Source organism: Streptomyces antarcticus (assembly GCF_026627255.1).
GTDB lineage: Bacteria > Actinomycetota > Actinomycetes > Streptomycetales > Streptomycetaceae > Streptomyces > Streptomyces antarcticus.
Map to the genome: position 1 here is coordinate 77,650 of NZ_JAPNLM010000026.1, position 21,343 is coordinate 98,992.

Annotated in this window: 21 protein-coding genes and 1 riboswitch; of the genes, 10 read left to right on the plus strand and 11 right to left on the minus strand. The window is 73.4% G+C overall.

What is annotated here, in order from left to right:
- Positions 1-30: 30 nt before the first annotated feature.
- From OTB16_RS30855 to OTB16_RS30865, 3 genes are all read right to left on the minus strand, one after another.
- Positions 31-534, minus strand: a complete 504-nt coding sequence (locus tag OTB16_RS30855) for a hypothetical protein (RefSeq protein WP_267724516.1) — start codon at positions 532-534, stop codon at positions 31-33.
- A 104-nt stretch (positions 535-638) separates the two neighbouring features.
- Positions 639-1,259, minus strand: coding sequence for a response regulator (locus OTB16_RS30860; RefSeq protein ID WP_267724519.1), 621 nt, complete (start codon positions 1,257-1,259; stop codon positions 639-641).
- The gene (locus OTB16_RS30865; protein WP_267724521.1) at positions 1,256-2,506 is read right to left on the minus strand and encodes a sensor histidine kinase; all 1,251 of its coding nucleotides are present in this window, start codon (positions 2,504-2,506) and stop codon (positions 1,256-1,258) included. Before OTB16_RS30865 ends, OTB16_RS30860 begins: the two co-directional genes overlap by 4 nt.
- A 564-nt stretch (positions 2,507-3,070) precedes the next feature.
- On the opposite strand from OTB16_RS30865, the gene OTB16_RS30870 reads away from it, so the two are divergent.
- Positions 3,071-3,610 carry a GlcG/HbpS family heme-binding protein gene (locus OTB16_RS30870; RefSeq protein WP_267724522.1) on the plus strand — a complete coding sequence of 180 codons (540 nt, stop codon included), beginning with the start codon at positions 3,071-3,073 and terminating at the stop codon, positions 3,608-3,610.
- A 31-nt stretch (positions 3,611-3,641) separates the two neighbouring features.
- Complete coding sequence (locus OTB16_RS30875; RefSeq protein WP_267724524.1) at positions 3,642-5,120, plus strand: M1 family metallopeptidase; 1,479 nt, start codon at positions 3,642-3,644, stop codon at positions 5,118-5,120.
- A gap of 42 nt (positions 5,121-5,162) precedes the next feature.
- Here the strand turns inward: OTB16_RS30875 and OTB16_RS30880 are convergent, their stop codons facing one another.
- Both OTB16_RS30880 and OTB16_RS30885 read right to left on the minus strand, forming a co-directional pair.
- On the minus strand, positions 5,163-5,687 hold the full coding sequence (locus OTB16_RS30880; RefSeq protein ID WP_267724526.1) for a GNAT family N-acetyltransferase: 525 nt from the start codon (positions 5,685-5,687) through the stop codon (positions 5,163-5,165).
- A 194-nt stretch (positions 5,688-5,881) separates the two neighbouring features.
- Positions 5,882-6,457 carry a TerD family protein gene (locus tag OTB16_RS30885; RefSeq protein ID WP_267724528.1) on the minus strand — a complete coding sequence of 192 codons (576 nt, stop codon included), beginning with the start codon at positions 6,455-6,457 and terminating at the stop codon, positions 5,882-5,884.
- A 139-nt stretch (positions 6,458-6,596) separates the two neighbouring features.
- Here OTB16_RS30885 and arfB point away from each other — a divergent pair, with 139 nt between their 5' ends.
- Entirely contained in the window at positions 6,597-7,022 is a 426-nt protein-coding gene (gene arfB, locus OTB16_RS30890) for an alternative ribosome rescue aminoacyl-tRNA hydrolase ArfB (protein WP_267724530.1), read from the plus strand.
- 60 nt (positions 7,023-7,082) lie between these two features.
- Here arfB and OTB16_RS30895 read toward each other — a convergent pair whose 3' ends face one another.
- A complete protein-coding gene (locus tag OTB16_RS30895; RefSeq protein ID WP_420717838.1) occupies positions 7,083-7,568 on the minus strand; it encodes a flavin reductase family protein in 486 nt (161 codons plus the stop codon).
- A gap of 384 nt (positions 7,569-7,952) precedes the next feature.
- Here OTB16_RS30895 and cdgB point away from each other — a divergent pair, with 384 nt between their 5' ends.
- The gene (cdgB, locus tag OTB16_RS30900; RefSeq protein WP_267724534.1) at positions 7,953-9,674 is read left to right on the plus strand and encodes a diguanylate cyclase CdgB; all 1,722 of its coding nucleotides are present in this window, start codon (positions 7,953-7,955) and stop codon (positions 9,672-9,674) included.
- A gap of 68 nt (positions 9,675-9,742) precedes the next feature.
- Complete coding sequence (locus tag OTB16_RS30905) at positions 9,743-10,801, plus strand: CBM35 domain-containing protein (protein WP_267724536.1); 1,059 nt, start codon at positions 9,743-9,745, stop codon at positions 10,799-10,801.
- Between the two features lie 25 nt (positions 10,802-10,826).
- Here the strand turns inward: OTB16_RS30905 and OTB16_RS30910 are convergent, their stop codons facing one another.
- The 3 genes from OTB16_RS30910 to OTB16_RS30920 all read right to left on the minus strand — a co-directional run bounded on the left by OTB16_RS30910 (position 10,827) and on the right by OTB16_RS30920 (position 13,948).
- On the minus strand, positions 10,827-11,744 hold the full coding sequence (locus OTB16_RS30910) for a 1-phosphofructokinase family hexose kinase (RefSeq protein ID WP_267724539.1): 918 nt from the start codon (positions 11,742-11,744) through the stop codon (positions 10,827-10,829).
- 108 nt (positions 11,745-11,852) lie between these two features.
- Positions 11,853-13,016 (minus strand): N-acetylglucosamine-6-phosphate deacetylase, encoded by a 1,164-nt coding sequence (nagA, locus tag OTB16_RS30915; RefSeq protein WP_267724542.1) that lies wholly within the window; start codon positions 13,014-13,016, stop codon positions 11,853-11,855.
- Complete coding sequence (locus OTB16_RS30920) at positions 13,016-13,948, minus strand: ROK family protein (RefSeq protein WP_267724596.1); 933 nt, start codon at positions 13,946-13,948, stop codon at positions 13,016-13,018. The genes nagA and OTB16_RS30920 overlap by 1 nt, the downstream gene beginning before the upstream one ends.
- Before the next feature lie 200 nt (positions 13,949-14,148).
- On the opposite strand from OTB16_RS30920, the gene OTB16_RS30925 reads away from it, so the two are divergent.
- The 3 genes from OTB16_RS30925 to otsB all read left to right on the plus strand — a co-directional run bounded on the left by OTB16_RS30925 (position 14,149) and on the right by otsB (position 16,747).
- On the plus strand, positions 14,149-15,450 hold the full coding sequence (locus tag OTB16_RS30925) for an extracellular solute-binding protein (protein WP_476470175.1): 1,302 nt from the start codon (positions 14,149-14,151) through the stop codon (positions 15,448-15,450).
- Between the two features lie 137 nt (positions 15,451-15,587).
- Complete coding sequence (locus OTB16_RS30930; protein ID WP_267724545.1) at positions 15,588-15,824, plus strand: DUF3263 domain-containing protein; 237 nt, start codon at positions 15,588-15,590, stop codon at positions 15,822-15,824.
- Positions 15,825-15,898: 74 nt separating this feature from the next.
- Complete coding sequence (gene otsB, locus OTB16_RS30935; protein ID WP_267724548.1) at positions 15,899-16,747, plus strand: trehalose-phosphatase; 849 nt, start codon at positions 15,899-15,901, stop codon at positions 16,745-16,747.
- 62 nt (positions 16,748-16,809) lie between these two features.
- On the opposite strand, the gene OTB16_RS30940 is transcribed toward otsB, so the two are convergent.
- A complete protein-coding gene (locus tag OTB16_RS30940; protein ID WP_267724551.1) occupies positions 16,810-18,288 on the minus strand; it encodes an alpha,alpha-trehalose-phosphate synthase (UDP-forming) in 1,479 nt (492 codons plus the stop codon).
- Between the two features lie 46 nt (positions 18,289-18,334).
- Positions 18,335-19,285 (minus strand): glucosyl-3-phosphoglycerate synthase, encoded by a 951-nt coding sequence (locus OTB16_RS30945; RefSeq protein ID WP_267724553.1) that lies wholly within the window; start codon positions 19,283-19,285, stop codon positions 18,335-18,337.
- Between the two features lie 185 nt (positions 19,286-19,470).
- Positions 19,471-19,627, plus strand: a riboswitch (SAM riboswitch).
- On the opposite strand from OTB16_RS30945, the gene thrC reads away from it, so the two are divergent.
- Together thrC and OTB16_RS30955 are read left to right on the plus strand one after the other, a co-directional pair.
- Positions 19,621-20,919 (plus strand): threonine synthase, encoded by a 1,299-nt coding sequence (gene thrC, locus OTB16_RS30950; protein ID WP_267724555.1) that lies wholly within the window; start codon positions 19,621-19,623, stop codon positions 20,917-20,919. It overlaps the preceding riboswitch by 7 nt.
- 33 nt (positions 20,920-20,952) lie before the next feature.
- Entirely contained in the window at positions 20,953-21,231 is a 279-nt protein-coding gene (locus OTB16_RS30955; protein WP_267724557.1) for a MoaD/ThiS family protein, read from the plus strand.
- Positions 21,232-21,343 lie beyond the last annotated feature (112 nt).

Here is a 21,343-nt window from a genome sequence, read left to right on the forward strand (position 1 = left end):
CGGGGTTCGGGCCCGGCGGGGCCGGTTTGGTTAGGCCGGGACGCGGGGGTAGCGGGCCTGGAGGGTCCAGATGGCCGGGTTGTCGGCGAGGCCCTCGTGCATGTCGATCAGGTCCGCGATGACGTCGTGCAGGAAGTCGCGGGCCTCGCGGCGCAGCAGGCGGTGGCCGAAGGTCAGCGGCGCCTCCTCGGCCGGCATCCAGTCGGCCTCGACGTCGACCCACCCGAAGCGGCGCTCGAAGAGCATCCGGTCCGTGGACTCGGTGAAGTCGAGTTCGGCGTACTGGCGGTGGGCGGAGCGGTTGCCGCGCGGGTCTTGGTCGAGCTGCTCGACGATGTCGCACAGGGCCCAGGCGAAGTCCAGTACGGGAACCCATCCCCAGGCTGTGGATACTTCCCGGTCCGCATGGGTGTCGGCGAGGTAGACGTCCCCGCAGAACAGGTCGTGGCGCAGGGTGTGGACGTCCGCCGAGCGGTAGTCGGTCTGCGGGGGGTCCGGGAAGCGCCGGGAGAGGGAGTAGCCGATGTCGAGCACGTACCCGATGGTGTCACGGGTCCGGGCGGCCGCCGCCCCCGGCCGTATGGGTGCCGGGGGAGGGGAAGGGAGGGGGAGGTGAGGGGGAGGCGTATGCCGGGCGGTTACGGGAGGAGGCGTTGTTCCTTGGCCACCGAGACGGCGCCCGCGCGGGTGTCGACGCCGAGCTTGTCGTAGATGCGGCCCAGGTGGGTCTTGACCGTGGCCTCGCTGATGAACAGGGCCCGCGCGATGTCCCGGTTGCCGAGGCCGCGGGCCAGCTGGCCGAGGATGTCCAGCTCGCGGTCGGTCAGGGTGGGGCGGGTGCCGCGCATGTGGGCCATCACCCGGCTGGCCACCGGTGGGGAGAGGGTGGTGCGGCCGGCGGCCGCGGAGTGGATGGCGGCGAAGAGCTCCTCGGGCCGCTCCGCCTTCAGGAGGTAGCCGGTGGCGCCCGCGCCGATGGCGCGGGTGATGTCGGCGTCCGTGTCGTACGTGGTGAGGACCAGGACGTGCGGGGGCTCCGGCAGCGCCGTGATGCGGCGGGTGGCCTCCACGCCGTCGATGCCCTCGCCCAGCTGGAGGTCCATCAGGACCACGTCGGGCCGGAGTCTGGCGGCCAGGGCGACCGCCTCCTCGCCGCTGCCCGCCTCGCCGAGCACCTCGATGTCCGGTTCGCTGCCGAGCAGGGCCAGCAGTCCGGCGCGGACCACGACGTGGTCGTCGCAGAGCAGGATCGTCGTCATCCGGTGGGCTCCAGGGGTACGGCCGCGGAGAGGACGGTGCCTTCTCCGGGCGTGGATTCGATGGTCAGGGTGCCGCCCAGCTGGCGTACGCGGGCGCGCATCGCCGGGAGGCCGTGGCCGCGGTCGGAGGCGCCGGTGCCCGTGTCCGTGCCGGTGCGGGGCTGGGCGAAGCCGTGGCCGTCGTCGGCGATGTCCAGGACGACCTGGTCGCCCAGGAAGCTGAGGGTGAGGGCGGCGGTGCGGGCGCCGGAGTGCTCGCGGACGTTGGCCAGTGCTCCCTGGGCGATGCGCAGCAGGGCCGACTGGACGCGGCCGGGGAGCGGCGCGGGGGTGCCCTCGAGGTGGAAGCGGACCTGGATGTGGGGGCCCGCGTCCAGGGCGCGCAGGGCGTCGGCGAGGCCGGCGCCGCCCGCGAGTTCGGACGGGGCCAGGTCGTGGACGAGGCGGCGGGCCTCGGCGAGGCCGCGCGCGGCGATGCCGGTGGCGGTACGGACGTGCGCGCGGGCGGTGCCGGGGTCGGTGTCCCAGGTGCGGTCGGCGGCCTGGAGCAGCATCTGCTGGCTGGAGAGGTTCTGGGCGAGGGTGTCGTGGATCTCCATGGACAGCCGCTGCCGTTCGGCGAGGGTGCCTTCGCGGCGCTCGGTGGCGGCCAGTTCCCGGCGGGTGCGGATGAGGTCGTCGATCAGGGCCCGCTGGGCCTCGGCCTGGCGTTCCGTGTGGACGAAGACGGCGGTGGCGAGGGCGGCCACGGCGGGCGGGGCGAGGAGGAGGTTCGGGTCGAAGGCGGTGGCGAGCTGGAGCTGGGCGATGACGACGAAGGTGGTGAGGAGGGCGACGAGGACGATCGCCGCGCGGGGGCGGAGGGTGCGCAGCGCGGTGTAGAAGAGCGGGACGGCGCACCAGGCGAAGCTGGGCGCGAGCACGACGAGGACCACCCAGGTGGCGACGATCAGGCCGAGCCAGAGCAGCCGTCCGAGGGGCGGGGCCGGTGCGGTGGCCGCGGGGGCGGCGGGGGCGGCGCCCCCGGCGGCCCGGGCGCCGGGGGGCGGGGTGGCGCCGACCGCGGGGCCGAGCACGTACAGCAGGGAGAGCGTGACGCTGAGCGCGATGATCCACGGGGTGCGGGGTTCGCCGGGGTGGCGGAGCAGGAACCGGGCCAGGGACGCGCCGAGGAGCAGGAAGAACGCCGCGTGCGTGACGGTGGCCAGGGTGCGGGTGTCCGGTCGCCGCGGTGGGGGGTGGCTCACGGGGGCTTCTCCTGGGGTGGGGGGCGCGGCCCTCCCATCCTGCCGGGTCCGCGCGGTTCCCTCGCGGGTCGGCCGGTTCCCTGGCGGGGCGGCCGGGCCCCCTCGTGGGGCGGCCGGTTCCGTCGCGGGGCGGCCGGGCCCCTCGCGGGGCGGCCGGGCCCTTGCGGGGCGACGCGGGGCGGGCGGTGGCGCGGGGCGGGTCGGGTACGGGTACGGGTACGGGTACGGGTACGGCTGCACCGTGCTGTGCCGCGCCGCGGGTACGGGCGGGGCCCGCCGGGGTGGGTGTTCGGGCGGGGGCGGGACCGGGTCGCGCCGCCGACGGTGTTCTTGGTGGGGAGGGGGGTGGTGTCAGCCAATACCGGAGTCGGGGGCGGCGCATCGGCCGATCGGTTGACCCCCGGGTCAACCGGTGCGGTCGTCGGCGGGAGCCGGTACGGGGACGGGCCGGCGGGGGTTCCGGCCCCAGGCTTGGAGCAGTGAAGGAGCCGGCCCGCACCGCACCAGCGGAGCGGGAGGCCCCGCCCGATGCCGCCCCCCGTGTCACCGTCCTCAGGAGCAGAGATGAACACCCGTACCCGCGTCCTCACCGGTACCGCCCTCGCCGCCGTCATCGGCGCCGGGACCTTCGGGGCCGTCAGCGCCAGTGCCACCGCCGCCCCGGCCGCCGCCGTGGCGAAGAAGGACGACGACCGGAACTTCACCACCTCGACCCACCTCACCGTCGACGCCGCCACCCGCGCCGCCCGGGCCGCGCTGGACGCCGCCGAGAAGGAGAACCAGCGGGTGACGGTCGCGGTCGTCGACCGCAACGGCAACACCATCGTCACCCTGCGCGGCGACGGCGCGGGCCCGCAGTCCTACGAGTCGGCCGAGCGCAAGGCCTTCACCGCCGTGTCCTGGAACGCCCCGACCTCCGTCCTCGCGGGCCGCCTCGCCCAGACCCCGAACCTGAAGGACATCCCCGGCACCCTCTTCCTCGGCGGCGGCACCCCGGTGCAGGCCAAGGGCGCCCCGGTGGCCGGCATCGGTGTCGCCGGCGCCCCCAGTGGCGACCTGGACGAGAAGTTCGCCAAGGCCGGCGTGGACGCGCTGGACAAGTAGCCCGTCATCTCCCCCGCTTAGGATCGGGCGCGTGGAACACCGTGCCCGATCCCGCTCCTCCCGCCTCGCCGTCCCGGCCGCTGCCGCTGCCGCCCTCCTCGCCCTCACCGCGGCGTGTACGGGCGGCACCGTGCAGGGGCGGCCGGGGGCGTCGGGGCTGCGCGACCCGTACTTCCCCAAGGCGGGGAACGGCGGCTACCAGGTCGAGCACTACGCCCTGGACCTGGACTACGAACCCGCAGGCAACCGGCTGCGCGGCCGGGCCGTCATCACCGCCCGCGCCGAGCAGGGCCTCAGCTCCTTCAACCTGGACCTGAGCGGGCTGCGCGTCGACGCCTTGACCGTGCAGGGCGAGGCCGCCCGGTACAACCGCACCGGGAACGAGCTGACGGTGCGTCCCGCCGAGGACCTGAAGAAGGGCGAGGTCTTCCGTACGGAGGTCGCCTACAGCGGCCGGCCGAAGACCTTCACCGACCCGGACGGCTCCAAGGAGGGCTGGATCACCACCCCGGTCGGCGCGGGAAGCGCGGGCGGTGCGGGCGGTGAGGCCGGCGCGGTCGGCGTCGGCGAACCGGTCGGCTCGATGACGTGGTTCCCCGGCAACCACCACCCCAGCGACAAGGCCGCGTACGACATCACGCTGACCGTCCCGGACGGCTACGAGGCCGTGTCGAACGGCGCGCTGCGCTCCCGCACCCCGGCCGGCGCCGGGCGGACCGCCTTCGCGTGGCACAGCCCGGAGCCGATGGCGAGCTACCTGGCCACCGCCGTCATCGGGAAGTACCGGGTGACCACGGGGCGCACGCCCTCCGGGGTGGCCCTCTACAACGCCGTGACGCCCGACGAGGCCGCCGGGAGCGCCGGGGTGCTCGCGAGGCTGCCGGAGATGGTGGAGTGGGGCAGCGGCCGGTTCGGCCCGTACCCCTTCGGCACGGCGGGCGCCGTCGTGCTGCCCGCCGAAACGCTGGCCTACGCGCTGGAGACGCAGACCAAACCCGTCTTCCCGGGCGCCCCCGGCACCGAGGAACTCCTCCTCCACGAGCTCGCCCACCAGTGGTTCGGCAACTCGGTCTCGCCGGAGTCCTGGAAGGACATGTGGCTGAACGAGGGCTTCGCCACCTACGCCGAGTGGCTGTGGACCGAGGAGCACGACGGACCCACGGCGCAGGAGGAGTTCGACGCCTTCCTGGAAGGCGACACCGAGGTCGACGAGAACGCCGACTCCGACTGGGACGCCTTCCCGCCGGCCGCCCCGCCGGGGCCCGAGGACATCTCCGGGAACCCGGTGTACTACCGCGGCGCGATGGTCCTGCACCGCGTCCGGCAGGAGGTGGGCGACGAGAAGTTCTTCGCGCTCCTGCGCGGCTGGGCCGCCGAGCACCGGCACGGGAACGCGAGCACGGCCGACTTCACCGCCTACGCGGAGAAGACGACGGGACACGACCTGAAGGACGTCTGGGACGTCTGGCTGTACGGCAAGGACCGCCCGGCCGCCCCCGCCCCCCGCTAGCCGGGCCGGCCCACCGGCCTGTCCCCGTACCGGCCCACCGGCCTACGGGGCTTCGAGCGGCTTGCGCAGCACCGCGCAGTCGCGGCCCAGCTCGCGGTCCTTGGCCCGGCGCAGGACGGTGTACCCCTGGGACTCCCAGAAGGCGAGGGCGTTCGGGTTGTTGTCCAGCACCGCGAGCCGCAGGCCGGTGCGCCCGGCGGCGCGGAAACGGTCCTCGACCAGGCCGGCCACGACCCGGCCGTACCCCTCCCGGTGCGCGGTGGCGTCGATCAGCAGCAGCCCGATCCACGGGTCGGGGTCCTCGGACGCCGGGTCGGGATGGTGGGCGAGGGTGGTGGCCAGGCCGACCAGCCGGCCGGCCGAGCGGGCGAGGAGGACCTCGGCGCCGTCGCGGGAGAGTTCGTCGGCGAGGGCGGCCGCGACCTGCTCGACCGTGATGCGGCCGGGGTCGGGGAAATCGCCGCTCAGTTCGAAGAACGCGTGGTTCGTCGCGTAGAGGGTGGCGATCTCGGTGAGGACCGGGCCGGGCAGGGCGCCGTCCAGGGGGACGAGCGGGTGGAGGATCACCTGACGAACGGTAGCGAAGCCCCCTCCCCGGACGGCCGGGAGGGGGCTTCACCAGCGCGGGTGTCCGCCGCGCGGCCGGACGGGGCCGCCCGGCGGGGCTGCCCGGACGGGGCCGCGCGACCGCGTCCGTACGGCAGCCCGCGCGGACCGGTCCGTACGACCGGTCCGCGCGCGGCCGTCGGCGCGGGGTGGAATCAGACGTTGACGCCGAAGTCCTGCGCGATGCCGGTGAGGCCGGAGGCGTAGCCCTGGCCGACCGCGCGGAACTTCCACTCGGCGCCGTTGCGGTAGAGCTCGCCGAAGACCATGGCGGTCTCGGTCGCCGCGTCCTCGGAGAGGTCGTAGCGGGCGATCTCGGTGCCGCCGGCCTGGTTCACGACGCGGATGTACGCGTTGCGGACCTGCCCGAAGTTCTGGTTGCGGGTCTCCGCGTCGTAGATGGAGACCGGGAAGACGATCTTGTCCACGTCGGCCGGCAGGCCGGCGAGGTTGACGTTGATGGCCTCGTCGTCGCCCGCGCCCTCGCCGGTGCGGTTGTCACCGGTGTGGACGATGGTCTGGTCCGGGGTGGACTTGTTGTTGAAGAAGACGAAGTGGCCGTCGGAGACGACCTTTCCGGTCGCGTTGACCGCGATGGCCGAGGCGTCGAGGTCGAAGTCCACACCGGTGGTGGTGCGGGTGTCCCAGCCGAGGCCGACCGTGACGGCAGCCAGACCGGGGGCCTCCTTCGAGAGCGAGACGTTGCCGCCCTTGGACAGGCTTACAGCCATGGGAATGTCCCTTTCCTCATCCAACATGCACGTACAGGCGGTCAAAGTACCGCTGCTCCCTCTAACGCGAGGAGGGGCCTGCCGGGTTCCCGAATGAAATAAGGGTGACGGAGCGGCCGCGGGCACGGATCATAGGGGCATGCCTGGTCCCTATGTCATCCGCGGTTCGGTCGCGCTCCCGGAGTCGGAGCTCGCCTGGCGCTTCTCGCGTTCCTCGGGGCCCGGCGGACAGCACGTGAACACCTCGGACTCCCGCGCCGAGCTGCTCTTCGACCTGGCGGCGACCAGGGCGCTGCCCGAGGTGTGGAAGGAGCGTGCGCTCGAGCGGCTCGCCTCGCGCCTCGTCGACGGGGTCGTGACCGTACGGGCCTCCGAGCACCGCTCGCAGCTGCGCAACCGGGAGATGGCGCTGGTCCGGCTGGCCTCGCTGCTCGCCGAGGCGACGGCGCCGCCGCCGCGGCAGCGCCGGGCGACGAAGATCCCGCGCGGGATCAACGAGCGCCGGCTGCGCGAGAAGAAGGCCAGGGCCGAGACCAAGCGGGGCCGCACCGGCCGCGACTGGTAGCGCACCGGCCACCGCACGCCCCGCCCGCCGCGCCGAGCCCGCCCTCCCCGCCGCCCCCCGCTACTGCCCGAGGTGCCGGTAGCGCCCGCGGAAGTACGTGAGCGGCGGCGAGTCCGGCGACGGCAGCCCCGCCGTCAGCACGCGGCCGACGACCAGGGTGTGGTCGCCCGCCTCCACGCGGTTCTCCGTACGGCATTCGAGGGTGGCCAGGGCGCCGGTCAGCAGCGGGGCGCCGGAGGCTTCGCCGCGCACGTACGGGAGGTCCGCGAACAGCAGGCGGTCGCTGATCCGGTTCTTCATGGAGAAGCGGCCCGCGATCTGGAGCTGGTGGTCGGCGAGCACCGAGACCGCCCACAGCGGCTGCTCCGCCATCAGGTCGTCCATCCGGGAGCCCTCGCGCAGGCTCACCACCACCAGCGGCGGGTCGAGTGATACGGACATGAAGGCGGTCGCCGTCATGCCGACGTCCTCGCCGCGCGGTCCGCCGACCGTCAGGGGGGCCTCGTGCGCGGTGATCAGGCACACGCCTGCCGCCAGCCGGGCCATCGCGGCCCGGAACTCGTCATTGCTCACGCCCTCAGCATGGGGGGTTCGCTCGGGCAGGGTGGTTACGGGGGTCGTCTGGGGCACGCTGAAACGCTAATCGCGCGCCTCGCGCCGCACATCGGGCCCTGGTCCGAGTCGCGCCCCCGCCTCTCGGCCTAGGCCCGGGCGTATCGTTTGCTCCCGGGAAGGAGGGGGAGCGCTCCCAGCCCGGGGAGGTCCATTGGGTACCGTTATTCATCTCATGTGACTTGAGTCACAGAGGGCAAGATTTGTTGACCCTGTGTACCTGCCGCACAGCTCACTGTGATTCAGTGGACGGGACACCGCAACGAAACGCCGATGACAAACCTGGAGTTGCTGTCGAGGTCTCGGGGAGAGCGAGCAATGGAGACCGAGTCGGAGCCGTACGTCCGTCTTGCGACCCTGCGGCAGCTGCACCGGGTGGTGGCCGAGCTCAATACGGCCCGGAGCCTGGCGGACACCCTGCAGACCGTCGTGGACGGCATCGTCGTGGGGCTCGGCTACGAACTCGCCTGTGTCAACCTCGTACGCCCTGACGGGGACCTCGTCGTCGCCGCCTTCGCCGGAGACCCGGCCGCCGAGGCCCTGATCACCGGCCGGGTCGGCTCCCGCGCCTCCTGGGAACGCCGCCTGACGATGGGCGAGAACTGGGACGGGCTCCGCTTCATCCCGCACACCGAGGGCTGGGTCCTCATGGAGGACGACGTCCCCCAGTGGCACACCGAGGGGCCCGAACCGCGGTTCGAGGACGAGTGGCACCCCGAGGACCGGCTCTACGCACCCATGTACGCGTCCGGCGGGGAACTTCTGGGTGTCATTTCGGTGGACAGGCCGCGCAACGGGCGCCGCCCCGGGGCGTGGGGGCGCGAAGCGCTCCAGATGTACGCCTTCCAGGCGGCGATCGCGATCAGCAACGCCAGGCTCCGCGCGAACATGCAGCGGGCCCTGGTCCGGCTGGAACGCGAGCAGCAGGCGCTCCGCGCCAGTGAGGAGTCGTTCCGCCAGGCCTTCGAGTACGCGCCCAGCGGCATGGCCATCGCCGAGATGGGCGGGGACCAGCACGGGCGGCTGCTGCGGACCAACGACGCGCTGTGCCGGCTGCTGGGAAGACCGGCCTCGGTGCTGCGCCGGTACTCCTTCTCCGACCTGGTCCACCCCGAGGACATCGGCACCCTGCTGCGCACCTCCGCCGAGGGCGGCCGGGCCGAGCTGCGCCTCGGCCGCCGCGACGGCACGTACGTATGGGTCTCGCTGCGCAACTCCGTGGTGGCGGACGCCGCCGACGGGCCGCGGTTCCTGCTGACCCACGTCGAGGACATCGAGGAGCGCAAGCGGCACGAGCTCCAGCTCGCCCACCGGGCCAGCCACGACTCGCTGACCGGCCTGCCCAACAGCGCCGAGCTCAGATCCCGGCTCGGGGCCCGGCTGTGCCGCCGCCCGCAGTCCGTGCGGGCCACCGCCGTCGAGGCCCTGGACGCGGCCTACGAGGGACGCGAGGTGCGTACGGGGTACGAGGTACACGGGGAGGCGGGTGGTGCGGGGGAGCACGGCTTTCAGCCCGACGGCACCGACCGGTTCGCCAGGGCCGACTCCTTCGAGTTCCCCGGGGCGGTGGCGGCCCCGGCGGACGGGCCGTACGACCACCACGTGCACACGGTGGCGCCCGCGACCGACATCGACGACGGGACGAAGGGGCTCGCTGTGCTCTTCTGCGACCTCGACGGCTTCAAGTCGATCAACGACCGGTTCGGGCACCACACGGGCGACGCGGTCCTGATCGAGGTCGCCCGGAGGCTGACGACCGGCGTCAGGGACGGCGACACCGTGGCCCGGCTGGGCGGTGACGAGTTCGTCGTCCTCGCCGACGGCCTGGGCGCCGCGGACGCCGCCGACCTCGCGGTCCGGCTGCGGAACGCGATCATCCCGCCGATCCGGGTCGACGGCCGCGCGGTGCGCGTGGGGGCGAGTTTCGGGATCGGATGGGCGAGCTGCGGGATGTCCGCGGACGAGGTGCTGCGCTCCGCCGACCAGCGGATGTACATCGAGAAGCGGTCGCGGTCCAAGTCCCACCGCCGGGCCGGATGAGGCGATCGGCCGCTCGTGGGCGCACGCGTTCGGGGTAGGCTCCCGGGGGTCGAAAGGAGTGACCTGCGATGACGACGCCCGCGAACAACGGCTCGCACAGTGGGGCGAACAAGCCCGAGGACGACGATCCGTTCGGCTACCTCTACGAGGACGGCCAGGCCGCCGGGGCCACCCCGCCCGGTCAGGGCGGCGGATACGGCTACCCCGGCCCGGGCGGCGGTCACCCCGGTACGCAGCCCGGCGTCCCGCGGACCTCCCACCACCAGGTGCGCACGGTCGGCGACCGCAGGAGCAGCGGCGGCCCGCGCGGCCCCGTTCCCCAGCAGGGCCAGCCGTCCTACCAGGCGCAGTACCAGGCTCCCGAGGCCCTCCAGGCCGGCGGCTACGGCGTTCCGCCGCAGCCGGGCGGCTCGGCGCAGTCCTCCCAGACCCAGGCGATCGCCTCGCACGGCGGCGGCGGGGGTCACGGCCACGGCGGCGGGGGCGGCCGCGGCGGCGCCTCCAGCCGCAAGGGCCTGCTCATCGCGGCGGTCGCGGTGGTCGGCGCGGTCGTGATCGGCATCAGCGCGGCCCTGGTCTTCGGCGGCGACGGCAAGGAGAAGGCCGACGACAAGGCCGGTGACGCCGGAGGCGGTCAGCAGTCGGCCGCCCCGCAGAACCCGGCGTCCCCGGCCCCGAGCGGCTCTCCCAAGCCCTCCGAGGCCCCGCTCCCGAAGGGCGAGGCGGCCGGCGCGGGCATGTCCATCACGGGCGGCGCGGCCCTGGAGACCACCGTGCCGGGGGCGAAGAGCTCGGGCGGCCAGTACGTGGGCCGGTTCAACCAGCCCGGCGCGGCCGTGACGTGGACCCTGGACGTTCCCAAGGCCGGGAAGTACAGGTTCTACGTGCGGTTCGGCATCCCGGGCGAGGACGCCAACGGCACGCTGACCATCAACGGCAAGGCCAACGAGGCGCCGATCAGCATGCGCAACTTCGCCAAGTCGCCCAAGGGCGACTGGGAGAAGGGCTGGCAGACGACGTGGGGTCAGGTCAACCTCGACAAGGGCGCCAACACGATCAAGCTCTCGTGCGAGGCCGGCAACAGCTGCAACGTCAACATCGACCAGCTGTGGCTGGAGCAGTTCTGATCCACCGGCCCGTCTGGTGCCGGCACTAGACCGCGGTGACCTTCACCGACCCCCGTACCTCCTCGTAGGTGCGGGGGTCGAACTCTCCCGCCACCGGGGCGAGGACCGTGGCCGCCGACAGGGCGACCGCGCGGGTCAGGCGGGCCGGCCAGTCCAGGCCCTCCGCCAGGGCGGACAGCAGGCCCGCGACCGCGGAGTCGCCGGCTCCGGTGGGGTTGCCTGCCAGCGGGCGCGGCGGGGCGGCCCGCCAGGCCCCCTCGGGGGTGGCGGCCAGCAGTCCGGCCGGGCCGAGCGAGGCGACCACCGCGTGGGCGCCCCGGCGGCGGGCGTCGCGGGTGGCGGGGAGCGGATCGCGGGACCCGGTGAGCTCCGCCAGTTCGGCGGCGTTCGGCTTGATGACCTCCGGGCGGGCGGCGACCCCGCGGCGCAGGGCCTCGCCGCCGGTGTCCAGGAGCACCGGGACCCCGGCCGCGCGGGCGGCCCGTACGAGGACGGCGTACGCGCCGACCGGCACGCCCGGGGGGAGGCTGCCGCACAGGGCGACGGCCTCGGCGCCGGCCAGCAGGGTGTCGTACCGGGCCAGGAACGCCGACCACTCCGGAGCCGTGATCAGCGGGCCCGGCTCGTTGAACTGCGTGGTGTCCCCGGAGGCCGCGTCGGCCACGGCCAGGGTGCGCCGGGTGGCGCCCGCGCAGGGGACCAGGGCGTCGCTCACCCCGGCGGAGCGGGCCAGCAGTTCCCGTACGACGGCGCCGGTCCGGCCGCCCGCGAAGCCGGTGGCGGTGACCTCGTGGCCGAGCGCGGCCAGGACGCGGGCCACGTTGAGGCCCTTGCCGCCGGGGCGTTCGGCGACGTCCGAGACGCGGTGCGAGGCGTGCGGGAGCAGCCGCGGCACGCGGTAGGTGACGTCGAGCGCCGTGTTGAGCGTGACGGTCAGGATCATGGGCACTCCCGGGTCTGTTGCTGCCGGGATCATGCCAAACGGAAAGCGGCCGGCCCAGTCCCGCGGGCCGGCCGCCTTCCACGCGTGTCCTGCCGGTGTCACGAACCGTCAGGAACCGGCCCGAACGGCCGGGGTGACGATCCATTCGCCGCGCCGCATGACGCCCTTGACGTCGAACGCGGCGTCTAGGACGACCAGGTCGGCGTACTTTCCTGCCTCCAGCGAGCCGATCCGGTCGTACAGGCCGATCAGCTTGGCCGGGTTCGCGGAGATCGCCTGGACCACGGACTCCACCGGCAGCCGGTCCACGGTCACCGACCGCTTGAAGGCGGTGTCCAGGGTGAGGGTGGAACCGGCGATGGAGCCGCCCTCCACGAGCCGGGCCACGCCCTGCTTGACCTCGACCTCCAGCGGGCCGAGGTGGTAGGTCCCGTCGCCGAAGCCGGCCGCGTCCATCGCGTCGGTGATCAGCGCCACGCGGTGCGCGCCGGCGTGGTGGAAGGCCAGCTCCAGCATGGCCGGGTGCAGGTGGACGCCGTCGTTGATCAGCTCGACGGTGACCCGCTCGTCCTCCAGCAGCGCCGCGATGGGCCCCGGGGCGCGGTGCTCCAGGCCCGGCATGGCGTTGTAGAGGTGGGTGGCCACGGTCGCGCCCGCGTCGATGGCCTGGCGCGTCTGCTCGTACGTGGAGTCCGTGTGGCCGATGGCCGCGATGACTCCGTGCTCGGCGAGGAGCCGTACGGAGTCCAGGCCGCCCGGCAGTTCGGTGGCGAGGGTGAACATCCGGGCGGCGCCCTGCGCGGCGTCGATCAGCTTGCGGACCTCGGCCGGGTCGGGGTCGCGGAGCAGTTCCTCCTTGTGCGCGCCCTTGCGGCAGGGGTTGATGAACGGCCCCTCGAAGTGGATGCCCGCGATCTCGCCCTGCTGGGTCAGCTCGGCGAGCAGTCCGGCGCGCCGGGCGAGTTCGTCCAGGTCCCCGGTGACGGTGGAGGCGACGAGGGTGGTGGTGCCGTGCTCGCGGTGGGTCCGTACGCCCTTGAGGACCTCCTCGGGGGTGCCGGAGGTGAACGAGGCGCCGCCGCCGCCGTGGTTGTGCACGTCCACGAAGCCGGGGACGATCCAGTGCCCGGACAGGTCCAGGACGTCGGCGCCCTCCCGGGCGCTGCCGGCGATGCGGTCGCCGTCGACGATGACCCGGCCGTTGGCGACGGTCCCGGTGGGCAGCACCACCCTGGCGCCGGAGAGAACGGTGCTGTGAGCGCTTCCGGACATCAGGCGGGTACCTCCGTGGCGAGTAGGTCCCAGGCGAGCAGCCCTGCGCCCAGGCATCCGGCCGTGTCCCCGAGGGCCGCCGGAACGATGTGCGGCAGCCGCTGGAACGTCACGCGCTCCTCGACGGCCGCCCGTAGTGGTGTGAACAAGGTTTCCCCGGCCTCGGCCAGCCCGCCACCGATGATCAGCGTGCGCGGGTCCAGCAGGGTGATCGCGGTGACCAGCCCGTCGGCGAGCGCGCCGACGGCCGTGAGCCAGACCTCGCGGGCCCGCTCGTCACCGGCCTCGACGGCCTTGGCGCAGTGCGCCGCGTCCGCCTCGGGGTCGCCGGAGGCCGCCGCCCACGCGCGCGAGACGGCGGAGGCGGACGCGAGGGTCTCCAGGCAGCCGCGCTGGCCGCAGCCGCAGGCGGGGCCGCCCGGGCGCACCACGATGTGGCCGATCTCGCCCGCGTAGCCGTGGGCGCCGGCCTCGATGCGGCCGGCGATCCCGATGGCGCCGGCGATGCCGGTGCCCAGCGGGACGAAGAGGAAGCGGTCGGCGCCGCGGCCGGCGCCGATGCGGCCCTCGGCGAGGCCGCCCGTGCGGACGTCGTGGCCCAGGGCCACCGGGATGCCGCCGAGGCGTCTGCCGATCAGCTCGCGCAGGGGGACGTCGCGCCAGCCCAGGTTCGCCGCGTAGACGGCGATCCCGTTCTCGGCGTCGACGATGCCGGGTACGGCGACGCCGGCGGCCGACGCGGGCCGCCCGAAGCGCTCCTCGCCGGTGCGCAGCAGCTCCGCGGCGAAGTCCTGGATCGTCTCGACGACGGCGTCGGGTCCCCGCTCGCGGCCGGTGGCGCGGCGCGCCTCGTGCAGCAGGGTGCCGTCCTCGGCGACGAGGGCGGCCTTCATCCCGGTGCCGCCCACATCGAGGGCGATGACGTGTTTCACGGGTTTCACAGGTGACAGTCTCGCGTGCTCGACGGGGAAAGGTCTAGTCCATTGGGAGGGATTGTTGAGTGGCCATACAAAATCGGGACCCCGGTCCGGATACGAAGCGGACACGGACCGCGCCCGGGATGTGGACCAGTCGCCAAAGTGGTGTAGACCTTACGTGGATCGTACGTACAACAAGGGGTGGAACGAGAACTGTGAAGCGCCGTTACCTGAGCCTGGCCGCCTCCGGCGCCGCACTCTGCCTGACGGGCGTGACGCTGACGGGCTGCGGAGCCGTCGACGGACTCGCCGGTGATAACGAGGTGACCCTGCGGGTCGTGGCGGCCGACTACGGGGACAATCCGCAGAACTCCTCCGCCGGGTACTGGAAGGACCTCGGCGACGCCTTCACCAAGCAGCACCCCGGCATCAAGGTCGAGGTCAGCGTCTTGAACTGGTCCGAGGTCGACGCCAAGGTCGCCGCGATGGTCAAGGCCGGCAAGGCCCCCGACATCGCCCAGATCGGCGCCTACGCCGACTACGCGGCCGACGGCAAGCTGTACACCGCGGACGAGCTGCTCTCCGTGAAGACCGAGGCGGACTTCCTGGCCCCGCTCGCCGACGCGGGCAAGGTCAAGCGGGTCCAGTACGGCCTGCCCTTCGTCGCCAGCACCCGCCTGCTCTTCTACAACGAGAAGCTGCTCGGCGACGCCGGGATCGTCCCCAAGGACGGGAAGACCGCCTGGCAGCCGAAGAGCTGGACCGAGCTGGAGGCCGCCGCGAAGAAGCTGAAGGGCTCGGGCGTCCCGACCCCCTTCGCGCTGCCGCTGGGCCGCGAGGAGGCCCAGGCCGAGACGATGATGTGGATGCTCGCGGGCGGCGGCGGCTACACGGACAACGAGGAGAACTACTCCCTCGACTCCGCCGAGAACGCCAAGACGCTGGAGTTCCTGCGCGACAAGCTCGTCGGACAGGGCCTGACCGGCTCGGTCGAACCGGGCAAGCTGGACCGCCAGGCCGCCTTCGACGCCTTCGCGCGCGGCGAGGTCGGCATGCTCAACGGCCACCCGACGCTGCTCAAGCAGGCCGGCGAGCGGGGCGTGAAGTTCGGCATGGTGGCCCTGCCGACCGCGGACGGCACCGAGCACCCGGCGATGGGCGTCGCGGACTGGGTGATGGCCTTCAAGAACGGGCACCGCAAGGAGTCCGGCAAGTTCCTCGACTACCTGTACGAGGCGAAGAACGTGACGGCCTTCACCGAGAAGTACGACCTGCTGCCGGTCACCACGAGCGGCTACCGGGCCGCCGAGGCGGGCACGGGCGGCTCCTCACCGCAGCTCAAGACGTTCCTGGCGGCCCTGCCGAACTCCCGGCTCTATCCGGTCGGCAAGAAGTCCTGGGCGGGCGTGAGCGAGGACATCAAGCAGAAGATCGGCAAGACCGTGCAGCCGGGCGGCCAGCCCGCGAAGGTGCTGGAAGAGATCGCCTTGGCGGCCCGCAAGGCCGACCCGAGCTGACCCGGTACGCCGGTACGCCGGCCCACCGGTGCGCCCACCGGCCGGTACGCCCACCGGTGCGCCCGCGTGTACGCCCGCCGGTCCACCGGCGGCGCCCGGCGCGGGCCGGTGTCGGTGGGCGGCGTTAATCTGGCGGTATGACGGACGAGGGGCGGCTGACGGCCACGGAGGCCGAGGTGCTCGCGTACGAGGCACGCACCTGGCCCGGACCGGGCGCCAAGGAGCGGGCGGTGCGCGAGGGGCTGGGGATGACCCCGGTCCGGTACTACCAGCTGCTCAACGCGCTGATGGACGATCCCCGGGCGCTCGCCCACGCCCCGGGCACGGTGAACCGGCTGCGCCGCATCCGCGAAGCCCAGCGGGCGCGGCGGTGACCGTCCGGGGCGGGCCGGATCGGACGGGTACCGCGCCGTAGCCGCCGCCCCGCTCGCCCGTTAGGGTCGTCCGTATGGGGAGCCATCCGCACGACCTGCCGATGCCCGTCACCGCAGCCGGACGCGAGGGACTGGAAGCCCTGCTCCGCGCACCCCGCCGGTCCGTGGTCGCCCTCGACTTCGACGGCACCCTGGCCGACATCGTTCCCGACCCCGACCAGGCCCGAGCCCACCCCGGAGCCGTACCGGCCCTGGCCGCGCTCGCCCCCGAGGTCGCCTCCGTCGCCGTGGTCACCGGCCGCCCCGCGGGCGTCGCCGTACGCTACGGCGGCTTCGCCGGCGTCCCCGGACTCGAGCACCTCGTGGTCCTCGGGCACTACGGCGCCGAGCGCTGGGACGCCGTCACCGGCACCGTCCACGCCCCGGCCGAGCACCCCGGGGTCGCGGCGGTCCGGGCGGAGCTGCCGGGGTTCCTGGAGTCGATCGGGGCCTGGCGCGGCACCTGGATCGAGGAGAAGGGCCAGGCGCTGGCCGTCCACACGCGCCGCGCCGCCGACCCCGCCGCCGCCTTCGACGCCCTGCGCGAGCCGCTGGCCGACCTGGCCGCACGGCACGGGCTGATGGTGGAGCCCGGCCGGGCCGTGCTGGAGCTGCGGCCCCCGGGCATGGACAAGGGCGTCGCGCTGACCGAGTTCCTGGAGGAGACCGGCGCCGAGGCCGTGCTGTACGCCGGGGACGACCTGGGCGACCTCGCCGCCTACGCCGCCGTCGAGAAGCGGCGGACCGACGGGCACCCGGGGCTGCTGGTGTGCAGCGGCTCCGCGGAGGTCCCGGAACTGGCCTCGCGGGCCGACATCGTGCTCGCCGGCCCCGCCGAGGTCGTCGCCCTGCTGGCCGCCCTGGCGGACGCGCTGCGGTCCTGACCCCCGCCTTCGCGCGCGGCTCCGGGGCCCGGCCCCGCAGCCGCGCGCACCGCGGCGGCGGGTCAGGCGTCCGGGGCGCCCAGGGCGTCCAGCTGGGCGCGGAACCAGGCCGCCGGGGGCAGCGCCGTGGCCGCCGCCGCGAGCCGCTTCGTACGCTCCGCGCGCTCCGGCTCCGGCATGGTCAGCGCCTCGTTCAGGGCCTCCGCCGTCCGCGTCACGTCGAACGGGTTCACCGTGAGCGCGTGGTCGCGCAGCTCCTCGTACGCCCCCGCGCCCGTCGACAGCACCAGCGCGCAGCCCGCCTCCGACACCACCGGGATCTCCTTCGCCACCAGGTTCATCCCGTCGCGCACCGGGTTCACCAGGGCCACGTCCGCCAGCCGATAGGCCGCCAGCGAGCGCGTGAAGTCGTCCTTCACCGACACCAGCACCGGCTGCCAGCCCTCCGCGCCGAACTCCGCGTTGATCTCCGCCGCCAGCTCCGCCACCGACGCCGTGTAGTCCCGGTAGACCTTCAGGTCCTGCCGCGACGGGTACGCGGAGGCCAGGTGCACGACCCGGCCGCGCCACTCGGGGTGGACCGTCAGCAGCTCACGGTAGGCCAGCAGGCCGCGCAGGATGTTCTTCGACAGCTCCGTGCGGTCCACCCGGACGACCGTCCTGCGGTCCCCGACCTCCGCCCGCAGCTCCGCCAGCTTCGCGTCGACCTCGGGCCGGTGCGCGAGCGCTCGCAGGTCGTCCCCGTCGACGCCCAGGGGGAAGGCGGTCACCTCGGTGAACCGGGGCTCCTCCGGCGGCTCCTCGCGCCGTCCGTCCTCCACCGTCCTGCGGTGCCGCACCCCGCTGGGCCCCGCGGCCGGCCAGAAGCCCTCCGCCACGCCGCTCGCGTCGTCGGCCTGCGCACCCGCGACGAAGTTCCGGGCCCACTCGCCCGTGTGGAAGCCCAGCACGTCCGCGCCGAGCATCCCCCACACGAGCTGCTGGCGGACGTCGTCGGGGAGCATGCCGAGGAATTCGGGCGAGGCCCACGGCGTGTGCGTGAAGTGCGCGATCCGCAGGTCCGGCCGCAGCTCGCGCAGCTGCCCCGGGACCAGCGCCAGGTGGTAGTCCTGCACCAGGACGCGGGCGCCGGGCGCCGCCTCCTGCGCGAGGGCCTGCGCGAAGGCGCGGTTGTACTCGGTGTACGAGTCCCACTGGCGGCGGAACCGCGCGTCGAAGACCGGCTCGCGCGGGACGTCGTACAGGTGGTGGTGGGTGAACCAGAGCACGGAGTTCGCGATGCCGTTGTACGCGTCGTCGTACACCGTGGGATCGATGTCCAGCATCCGGACGCCCGGCTCGGCGACGCCCCGGCGCACCGCCTCCCGGTCGGCGTCCGAGAGCGCCGCGCAGATCCACAGTGCGTCCGGCTGCTCCGCGAGGGCGGCGGAGAGCCCGGAGACGAGTCCGCCCCCGCCGCGGCGGGCGCTGAGCGCTCCGTCGTCCGCCAGGGCGTAGGAGAGCGGGCCGCGGTTCGCTGCAACGAGTACCTGAGAAGCCATGCCGCCAACCTAGCCGGGCCCGGGCCCCCTCAAACCGTCCGATTCGTCACGCCACGCGGCGTACGGCGTACTCCTCGACCTCGCGCATCGGCGGCCGCTCCTCGGTGTCCACCGCGTACGTGCGCGGCACGAAGCCGTCGGGACCCCGCTCGAACTGCGTCAGCTCCGGCCGTACGAGGTGGCCGCGCGAGAGCCGCAGCTGCGCCGTGCGGTAGATCGCCGCGGCCATCCGGCCCAGCGCCTGCCCGTCCTGGTGGCGGTGCACCCGTACGCCCACGTCGACCTGGGCCAGCGCGTCCAGCCCGACCGTGTGCAGCGCGTCCACCAGCAGGCCCAGTTCGACGCCGTACCCGACGGGGAAGGGGAGCCGCTCCAGCAGCGAGCGCCGCACGGCGTACTCGCCGCCCAGCGGCTGGACGAAGCCCGCCAGCTGCGGCCAGTGCAGGTTGAGCAGGGGCCGGGCGACCAGCTCGGTCACCCGCCCGCCCTGGCCCGGGGCGCCGCCCAGCGGGCGGTCGTACATCGCCTTGACGAACTGCACCTCGGGGTCGGTCAGCAGCGGTCCCACGATGCCGGAGACGAAGGAGGCCGAGAAGTCCCGCAGGTCGGCGTCGACGAAGCACACGACGTCGCCGGTGGTGGCCAGCAGCGAGCGCCACAGCACCTCGCCCTTGCCGGGCAGCGCCGGGACGCGGGGCAGGATGCCGTCCCGGTGCTCCACCCGGGCGCCGGCCTTCGCCGCCACCTCCGCCGTCCGGTCGGTGGAACCCGAGTCGACCACGAGCAGTTCGTCCACCAGGGGGACGGGCAGCCCGTCCATCAGCTCGCGCCGGATCACCTCGACGATCTCGCCGACCGTCGCCTCCTCGTCGAGCGCGGGCAGCACCACGCTGACCGTGGTGCCCGTGGCCCGCTTCCGTTCGATCAGCTGGGCGAGCGGTCGGTCGGCGGCGGCCCAGGAGCGCTCGGCCAGCCAGCGCTCCACCTCTTGCAGCACTCTCGGCACTCCCTGGTTACTCGGCGGTATAAGCCGAAATGTGATCCATCTCGCGGTTCGGACGGCTGTCTCAACCACCCGGACCTTCCGTTACAGTCTTGAACAACGCGAAGCACCACCGCATGCCGGGGGTGCTCGCCCACAAATGCCCGGACGCGCCAAGAGCGCGCGGCCCGGTGCCATACCGCTCATCCAGAGGGGCAGAGGGACACGGCCCGTTGAAGCCCCGGCAACCCTCCAGTCGGTTCTCGCGATGCGTTCTGCGCACACTCCGCGAGGTCCCCGGCTAGGGAAGGTGCCAATTCCGTCTCATGGCGAAGTGCGCCATGGGGAAGATGAGGAGAAAGGGCCTCGCCATCATGGCTGCACAGACCGAAACCACCTCTGTCGATCTCGGACCCGCCACCGGCCTTTCCTGTCGCGAGTGCGGTACCCGCTTCGAACTCGGCCCCATCTTCGCGTGCGTCGAGTGCTTCGGCCCGCTGGAAGTCGCCTACGACCTTCCCACCGGTGACCCCGAGGCCCTGCGCGCCGCGATCGAGGCCGGCCCGAACAACATCTGGCGCTACGCGCCGCTGCTGCCCGTCCCCGCCGACGTGGCCTCCAAGCCGAGCCTGAACCCGGGCTTCACCAAGCTCGTGGACGCGGCCAACCTCGCCAAGGAACTCGGCGTCACCGGCAAGCTCTACGTCAAGGACGACTCCGGCAACCCGACGCACTCCTTCAAGGACCGCGTCGTGGCCATCGCCGTCGAGGCTGCCCGCGCCTTCGGCTTCACCACCCTCTCCTGCTCCTCCACCGGCAACCTGGCCGGCGCCGTCGGCGCCGCGGCCGCCCGCGCCGGCTTCCGCTCCTGCGTGTTCATCCCGCACGACCTGGAACAGGGCAAGGTCGTCATGGCCGGTGTCTACGGCGGCGACCTCGTCGGCATCGAGGGCAACTACGACGACGTCAACCGCTTCTGCTCCGAGCTCATCGGCGACCCGCTCGGCGAGGGCTGGGGCTTCGTCAACGTCAACCTGCGCCCGTACTACGGCGAGGGCTCCAAGACCCTCGCGTACGAGATCTGCGAGCAGCTCGGCTGGCAGCTGCCCGACCAGCTGGTCATCCCGATCGCCTCCGGCTCGCAGCTGACGAAGATCGACAAGGGCCTCCAGGAGCTGATCAGGCTCGGTCTGGTCGAGGACAAGCCGTACAAGATCTTCGGCGCCCAGGCCGAGGGCTGCTCCCCGGTCTCGACCGCCTTCAAGGCCGGCCACGACGTGGTCCGCCCGCAGAAGCCGAACACCATCGCCAAGTCCCTGGCGATCGGCAACCCGGCGGACGGCCCGTACGTCCTGGACATCGCGCGGCGCACCGGCGGCTTCGTCGACGACGTCAACGACGAGCAGGTCGTCGAGGCCATCAAGATCCTGGCGCAGACCGAGGGCATCTTCGCCGAGACCGCGGGCGGCGTGACCGTCGGCGTCACGAAGAAGCTGATCGAGGCCGGGCACCTCGACCCGGCGCTGACCACCGTCATCCTGAACACCGGGGACGGCCTCAAGACCCTGGAGGCGGTGGCCGCGGACAGCGGGCAGACCGCCACCATCCGCCCGAGCCTGGACGCCTTCCGCGCCGCCGGCCTGGTCTGATCCTCCCTCGCACACCGGAAAGGCAGTAGCGCCATGAGCGTCAACGTCCGCATCCCCACCATCCTGCGCACCTACACCGGCGGCAAGACCGAGGTCTCCGCCGAGGGCGCGAACCTGGCCGAGGTCATCGAGTCGCTGGAGAAGAGCCACCCGGGCATCGCCGCGCGCGTCCTGGACGACCAGGGCAAGCTCCGCCGCTTCGTGAACGTCTACGTGAACGACGACGACGTGCGCTTCGAGGGCGGCCTGGAGGCCGTCACCCCGGACGGCGCCGGCGTCTCGATCATCCCGGCCGTCGCGGGAGGCTGCTGACCGGCTGTGCGGTCGGCCGCCCGCGCGGTGACACCCCGCGCGCGGTGACACGCGAAAACCGAAATTGCCCCCTCCGCTAATAAGCGGAGGGGGCAATTCTGCTTGATTGGGC